This is a genomic window from Paraburkholderia sp. BR14374 (assembly GCF_040948685.1).
Taxonomy (GTDB): Bacteria; Pseudomonadota; Gammaproteobacteria; order Burkholderiales; family Burkholderiaceae; genus Paraburkholderia; species Paraburkholderia youngii.
The window spans coordinates 656,425-663,581 of record NZ_JBFPKF010000003.1; the positions used below are offsets into that span (position 1 = coordinate 656,425).

4 protein-coding genes are annotated in these 7,157 nt (G+C 61.1%); 3 read left to right on the plus strand and 1 reads right to left on the minus strand.

Annotated elements, in window-relative coordinates:
- Window positions 1-101 precede the first annotated feature (101 nt).
- The 3 genes from gudD (at window position 102) to AB3X86_RS10195 (ending at window position 5,169) form a co-directional block, all read left to right on the plus strand.
- Window positions 102-1,451 (plus strand): glucarate dehydratase, encoded by a 1,350-nt coding sequence (gene gudD, locus AB3X86_RS10185; protein ID WP_368595843.1) that lies wholly within the window; start codon window positions 102-104, stop codon window positions 1,449-1,451.
- Window positions 1,452-1,992: 541 nt separating this feature from the next.
- Window positions 1,993-4,266 carry a beta-glucosidase gene (locus tag AB3X86_RS10190; protein ID WP_368595844.1) on the plus strand — a complete coding sequence of 758 codons (2,274 nt, stop codon included), beginning with the start codon at window positions 1,993-1,995 and terminating at the stop codon, window positions 4,264-4,266.
- A 51-nt stretch (window positions 4,267-4,317) separates the two neighbouring features.
- Window positions 4,318-5,169: a peptidylprolyl isomerase gene (locus tag AB3X86_RS10195; RefSeq protein ID WP_368595845.1), complete on the plus strand. Its 852-nt coding sequence runs from the start codon at window positions 4,318-4,320 to the stop codon at window positions 5,167-5,169.
- An 84-nt stretch (window positions 5,170-5,253) separates the two neighbouring features.
- Here AB3X86_RS10195 and AB3X86_RS10200 read toward each other — a convergent pair whose 3' ends face one another.
- Window positions 5,254-6,762, minus strand: coding sequence for an MFS transporter (locus AB3X86_RS10200; protein ID WP_368595862.1), 1,509 nt, complete (start codon window positions 6,760-6,762; stop codon window positions 5,254-5,256).
- Between the last annotated feature and the right edge of the window lie 395 nt (window positions 6,763-7,157).

A 7,157-nucleotide genomic window follows, 5' to 3' on the forward strand; every position in this document is an offset into this window, starting at 1 on the left:
GTTCTTCTGTATTCGAGTTTCCATCCGGTCCGGTCGAACGTGCACGCAGCGCGCGGCGGCTTCCGCCGGCCGGCTTACTTCATCACACAGGTGCTTTTCCCATGTCCACCAAACCTACCGAATCGAACGCCACGCCGGTCGTCACCGAGCTGCGCGTCGTGCCCGTCGCTGGCCGCGACAGCATGCTGATGAATCTGAGCGGCGCGCATGGTCCGTTCTTTACGCGCAACGTCGTGATCCTGCGCGACAGCGCGGGCCATACCGGTGTCGGCGAAGTGCCGGGCGGCGAGAACATCCGCAAGACGATCGACGACGCGCGGCCGTTCGTGGTCGGTCAGTCGATCGGCAATCTGCAGGCGATCCTGAACAAGGTGCGCACGCAGTTCGCCGATCGCGACGCAGCCGGTCGAGGTCTGCAGACCTTCGACCTGCGCACGACGATTCACGCGGTGACCGCGCTCGAAGCCGCGCTACTGGACCTGCTCGGCCAGCATCTGGGCGTACCGGTCACGGCGCTGCTCGGCGAAGGCCAGCAGCGCGACGAGGTGGAAATGCTCGGCTACCTGTTCTATATCGGCGATCGCAACAAGACCGATCTGCCGTATGCGAACAACGCCGGCGCGCGTGACGACTGGGAGCGCGTGCGCACCGAACAGGCGCTGACGCCGGAAACGGTCGTGCGTCTCGCCGAAGCCGCGAAGGCGCGCTACGGCTTCAACGACTTCAAGCTGAAGGGCGGTGTGCTGCCGGGTGACGCCGAGATCGAGGCGGTCACGGCGCTGGCCGAGCGCTTCCCCGAAGCGCGCGTGACGCTCGACCCGAACGGCGCGTGGTCGCTTGCCGAAGCGGTGCGCCTGTGCCGTGACAAGCACGACGTGCTCGCCTACGCGGAAGATCCGTGCGGCGCGGAGAATGGCTATTCGGGCCGCGAAGTGATGGCCGAGTTCCGCCGCGCGACCGGCCTGCCGACGGCGACCAACATGATCGCGACCGACTGGCGTCAGATGGGTCACGCCATCCAGCTGCAATCGGTGGACATTCCGCTCGCCGATCCGCATTTCTGGACCATGCAGGGCTCTGTGCGCGTCGCGCAGATGTGCAACGACTGGGGCCTCACGTGGGGTTCGCATTCGAACAACCACTTCGACATTTCGCTCGCGATGTTCACGCACGTCGCGGCCGCGGCGCCGGGCAAGATCACCGCTATCGATACGCACTGGATCTGGCAGGACGGTCAGTTCCTGACGCGCGATCCGTTGCAGATCGTCGGCGGCAAGGTCAAGGTGCCGCAGAAGCCGGGGCTCGGCATCGAGCTCGATATGGACGAACTCGAGAAGGCGCACGCGCTGTATCAGCAGCACGGCCTCGGCGCGCGCGACGACGGCGTTGCCATGCAATATCTGATTCCGAACTGGAAGTTCGATAACAAGCGTCCGTGTCTCGTACGTTAGAGAGGATTTAACTCAATCGAAAGCCTGGCGGGCTGCACGAAAGGTGCGGTCCGCCAGGTTTTTTTGTTTTCAGGGCCGTCGACATCCTCGCTCGCCGCACACACTACTCATCTGACGTCCGTGCATATCTATTAAGTCATTGTTTTTATTGCTATCACGTAAACCCCAGTCGTCTGATGACGATTAAAACATTACGATGGCTTCACTGGAAAGCGGAACTTGTCCATGTTGAGGTGAACGTCGGGAACGAGAGGTTTCCAGCCAGGCCTACATGTCTTTTTAGATTCGGGCCATGGAGCAGCAGCAAGCGGAAAACTGGCAATAAATCGAATCGCAGTCCTTCACACTAAAACGACAAATGCGCGTCTCGCATTTGTGCATATAACAATTGAGGAAAGACATGTCTGTGAAATTCACTCAGAGGAGAACAGCCGCTGCCGCAAGTTTCGTATTCATTCTGGCGGCGTGCGGTGGCAGTGATAGTCCGAACACAACGGCGGCTTCAACGCCAGCTCCAACGCAGACATCCACCATGCCATGGATGAATACGTCACTGTCTCCCGAAGCACGCGCGGCACTGCTTGTCCCCGCCATGGCGCTTGCCGATAAGGAAGAGCAATTGGCCGGTTCGAATCCCGGCATCCTGCCTGAATTGCCGCAGTGCTACGGTGCACGGCACATTCTCGGCCTGACGAAGTACGCTATTCCGACGTTGCGCATCACCAATGGGCCCGTGGGTATCGGCCAGAACGACTGCGTTTCTCCGTCCGTATCGGGCTTCGCCGCCTATACGGACTCCAGCTCCGCCAAGGCGACCGCTCTGCCTTCAGCCATCGCGATGGCGGCTTCGTTCGATCCTTCCGTAGCAACCCAGTTTGGCAACGTGGTCGGCGTCGAAGGAGGCAATCTGGCACTGCACGTGTTCGAAGCGCCGGGTATGAACCTGGCCAGGTTGCCGGTGGGCGGACGCAACTTCGAGTACATGGGCGAGGACCCCTATCTCACCGGCACGATGGGTGTCGCCGAAATCCAGGCCGTGCAAGCCCACGGCATGATTGCGATGGCGAAGCACCTCGTGGCGAATGAGCAGGAAACGAATCGCATGACGATTCAGGAGAGCATCGACGACCAGACGTTGCACGAACTCTATATGCTGCCGTTCGAAATGGCGGTGAAGGCAGGCAACGTCGGCGCCGTCATGTGTTCGTACAACTCGGTGAATGGTTTTTCGATGTGCGAGCAGAAGCACATCCTGTCCGATGTGCTTCGCGGACAATGGGGCTTCAAGGGTTACGTGCAGTCGGACTTCTTTGCGGCGCACAGTACCGCGCCGACCCTTCTGGCAGGCATGGACAACGAAATGCCGCTGCCGCAGAACTGGTCGCCGGCAAACCTGAATGCGGCTTTGGCTTCGGGGCAGATTCAGACCTCGGATATCGACAATGCGCTGCTGCGCCGATACACGCAGATGTTCCGCGCGGGCATCTTCGATCGGCCCATTGCCCAGACCGACATCAACGCGACGGCTGACGGTGCGGTTGCCAAGCAGATCGGCGAACAGTCGGCCGTGCTGCTGCAAAACAACGGGACTTTGCCGCTGAAAAAGACGGTTCGAAACGTCCTTGTGGTCGGCAAGACGACACAGGTCTATGCGCAGCAAGCTGTTGCCGGCGGCAGCTCGGTCGGCCACCCGATGGGTTCGGGCGGCGGCAGCTCCGACGTCGTCGCCTTGTACACCGTGACGCCGGTGCAGGGCATCAAGGACACGCTAGCGAACCTCGGCAATACCGGTGCTCAGGTTCATCTGGCGCTCGTCGACGACAACAATTCGACTGGCACGATCGACGGCGCGGCCGCAACCATCTCCGATGTCACGTCAGCGGCGACCGGCGCCGACGCTGTGATCTTCATGGCCGGCTCCATGTCGGAGGAAGGTGCCGACCAGGCGACCTTTACCGACTCGACGGGGCTGACGCTCGACACAGGCAAGTTCCTGAATACGCTCGACTGGTATTCGCCGAAGTCGAGCTCGATCACCACCTCGAGTACCGCAAAGAACAGCAACACGCTCGCGTTGCTGCAGACCATCGTCGCGGCGAACAGCAACACCGTGCTCGTTCTGAAGGACAGCGCCGCCGAAGCGCTCGATCCGTCGATCCTCACCGGCGGGACATCCGCCGCGAGCGCGATTCTCGAGACGTGGTTCCCGGGCCAGGAAGACGGGCACATCGTGGCGGATCTGCTGTGGGGCGTCGCGAATCCGTCCGGCAAGCTACCTGTGACGTTCCCGCAGGTCGGCCAGGGCTTCATGGACTCGATTACGCCTTACCAGTACCCGGGCGTGTCGATCAACGGAAGCGCGACGGTCACCTACTCCGAAGCGCTGAATGTCGGCTACCGCTGGTACGACGCGATGGGCAAGACTCCGGCATTCCCATTCGGTTACGGTCTTTCGTATACGACCTTCACGATTACCAACCCGACCGTCAGTACCGGAGCAAACGGCACTTACACGGTTAGCGCAGTCGTGAAGAACACGGGTTCCGTCGCGGGCGCCGAAGTTCCGCAGGTGTACGTTGCGCTGCCGACGTCGGCGGGAGAGCCGCCCAAGCGTCTGGTGGGATTCCAGAAGGTGAGTCTGAATGCAGGCGGAACGCAGACCGTGTCGATCTCGATCGATCCCGCCGCGCCGAATCATCCGCTCAGCACGTGGAGTAAAGATGCGCAGCAGTGGACGATTCCGACGGGTTCCTACTCGGTGTATATCGGGAACTCGTCGCGCAGCCTGACGCTCGCGGGAACTATTACTAAATAAAGTCGAGTAAGGCGCCAGAGTCTGATCAGGTTCGATGCTTGATCGGACCTGGTGCTACACACACCAACGAAAGTGGTCCGCTTAATGAAAGTACTATCACGACGCATGTTGGCACTTGTGCTCGGTGCAATGCTCTCGCTGACGACGAGTGCAACAGAGAAGCCCTTTGTCACGGTCAATGGCAAACCGGTCTCTCAGGCCGATGCCGATTTGTACATCGGACAGGCGCATGCGCAAGGATTTTCCGATTCCCTACAATTGACGGACCATGTGCGGGACGAACTGATCCGGCGCGAAGTTCTGTTCCAGCAGGCGCAGAAAACCGGCTTCGACCGCAACCCGGAAGTCGCGGCACGCGCCGAGGCCGCGCGGCAAAAGATTCTCGCGCAGGCGCAGGCGACGTGGGAGATCGAGATCGTCAGAGCGTACATGCAGGACTTTCTGAAAAAGAATCCTGTCAGTGACGATCAATTGAAGGCGATGTACAACGACATGAAAGCAGAAGGCGGAAGCACGCAATTTAAAGTCCGCCATATCCTCGTCAAGGATGAAGGCCAGGCAAAAGACATCATCGCGAAGCTGAACAAGGGTGCGTCATTCGGCGACCTCGCAAAGGAATCGATCGATGCCGACACTCGATACAACGGCGGAGATCTGGGCTGGATAACTTCCAGCAAGGTGGTCAAACCGTTTGCCGACGCGGTTTCGCATTTGCATAAGGGCGAATACACGCGCACGCCGGTCAAGACCGGATACGGTTTTCATGTGATCGAAGTCGATGACACTCGCCCCTTGCAGGTTCCGTCGTTCGAAGACATGAAGCCGATGCTGTACCAGCAGGCGCAAGCGGAACTCGTCGACAGGATGGTGAAGGATCTTAGAGCGAAAGCCACCATTCAGTAAGCGGCCAAATCACGTTCGTCATCGTTGGGATGCGATTGAGAGCCTGATGTGACGGCGTCGGGTCTCTTTGTCTTATTCGCGCTCTCAGTTCTTGCGAAACACCACGTGCGAAATCCGTTGCACCAGCAGCGCGGCCGCGAGCGATGCCACCGCCGTCAGCCACACGCCCATATGAATCGACTGTACGAGGGCATCGCGCGCGCTATGGATCAGCGCGAGCGTATCGAGTCCCGACGACTTCATGTCCGCGATCAGCTGCGTGCGCGATGCATCGTCGATCAGGATGCGCAGATCGACGAAACGCGGCCGCCATTGCGATGAGGCCGGCTCGCCGAGCACGCTCATCGTGCGCGTGACGACGTCGCGATAGTGATGCTGCACGACCGTCGCGACGATGCTGGTGCCGAGCATGCCGCCGACCATGCGGGTCGATTGCAGCAGTGCGGTGGTGATGCCGAAGCGCTCGCGTCCGGCGATCTCCTGGCCGAATACGTTCAGATTGTTCAGGATGAAGCCGAGGCCGATGCCGACCGCGCCCATCGGCAGCACGATGCGCAAGCGCGGCGTATCCGGATTCGCGAAAGCGAGCGCGATCGACGCGAACATCAGCAGCCCGAAACCGATGGTCAGAATGCGCGTGGGCTTCTTCATGTGAATCACGATGCGCGTGTTCAGCAGACTGCCGAGCGCGATGCACGCGGCGATCGGCGTCGCGAGCAAGCCGGCCTGCTGCGGCGACAGACCGAAGCCGCCTTGCAGCAGCAAAGGCGCGAAGAAGATCAGCGAGAACATCACGAAGCCGGACAGCATGCCGAGCGTGAATAGCGTGACGAGCTGCGCGTCCTTGAACAGATCGAGCGGAATAATCGGGTGCGTGGCTCGCTTTTCGCACTTGAAGAGCGCGACAGCACCGATGGTCACGCACGCACCGAGCACGAGGTTGCCCACCGTGAGGCCACTCTTCGGCACTGCTTCGATGAACGCCTGCAGGCCGCCGAGCACGCACGCGACGAGTGCCGCGCCGAGCCAGTCGATCTTCACTTCGCCGTGCTGCGGCCGCCGGAAATTCGGCAGATGCATCCAGACGAAATAGAGCGCGGCCGCGCCGACCGGCAGATTGATGAGAAACGTCGAGCGCCAGCCGAAGTGCTCACTCATCCAACCGCCGAGCGACGGACCCGTCGCCGTGCCGATGCCGTAGGTCGCGGCCAGCACGACCTGCCAGCGCACGCGGGTGCGCGGGTCGGGGAACAGATCGGGGATCGATGCGAACGCAGTGCCGACCATCATGCCGCCTCCGACGCCTTGCAGGCCGCGCGCGATCGCGAGAAACAGCATGCTGTTGGCGAGGCCGCACAACACCGACGCGACCGTGAACGTGATCACCGCGGCAATCACGAAGCGCTTGCGGCCGAAGTAGTCGCCGAGCCGCCCGAACACCGGCACCGTGACGACCGACGCGAGCAGGTACGCGCTCGCGATCCACGCGAAATATTCGAAGCCGTGCAGCTCGGCGACGATCGACGGCAACGCGGTGCTGACGACGGTCTGGTCCAGCGCGACCAGCATATTGACAAGGCCGATGCCGAGCATCGCGTAAAGCGCGTGGCGAAACGGCAGGCCGGGGGCGGCGGGAACTGCGGCGGAACTGGCGGCGGGGGCGGTGGAATTCACGGATCGGGCGGAAGGCTGTTCGGGGTGGACGCTGCGCGGCGGACGGTCAGGCACCCGGCGATTGTACGCAAGTTGTCTGACTTCTCGAGGATTATACGGGTTTTCCCCTAGTCGAAACCATTCGTCGCGCGAAAAAACACGCTGCGACCTACGCTGCCGCGCGCATGCATCCATCGTTCGGGTGTGCGCGCATTGACTCAGGTTTTTTGTTACCGAGCTAGGCTCGTTGCCTCAAGTATTTTGCTACCTGTCAGACGGCTGGCAGGGGCGACTTATGACGAGGCGGCTCAGCATGACAACACGACGGGAATTGA

Coding starts and splice junctions, on each gene's coding strand:
- AB3X86_RS10190 (WP_368595844.1), top strand. CDS start 1,993: ATGAATACGTCACTGTCTCCCGAAGCACGCGCGGCACTGCTTGTCCCC.
- AB3X86_RS10200 (WP_368595862.1), bottom strand. CDS start 6,762: ATGCTCGGCATCGGCCTTGTCAATATGCTGGTCGCGCTGGACCAGACC.
- gudD (WP_368595843.1), top strand. CDS start 102: ATGTCCACCAAACCTACCGAATCGAACGCCACGCCGGTCGTCACCGAG.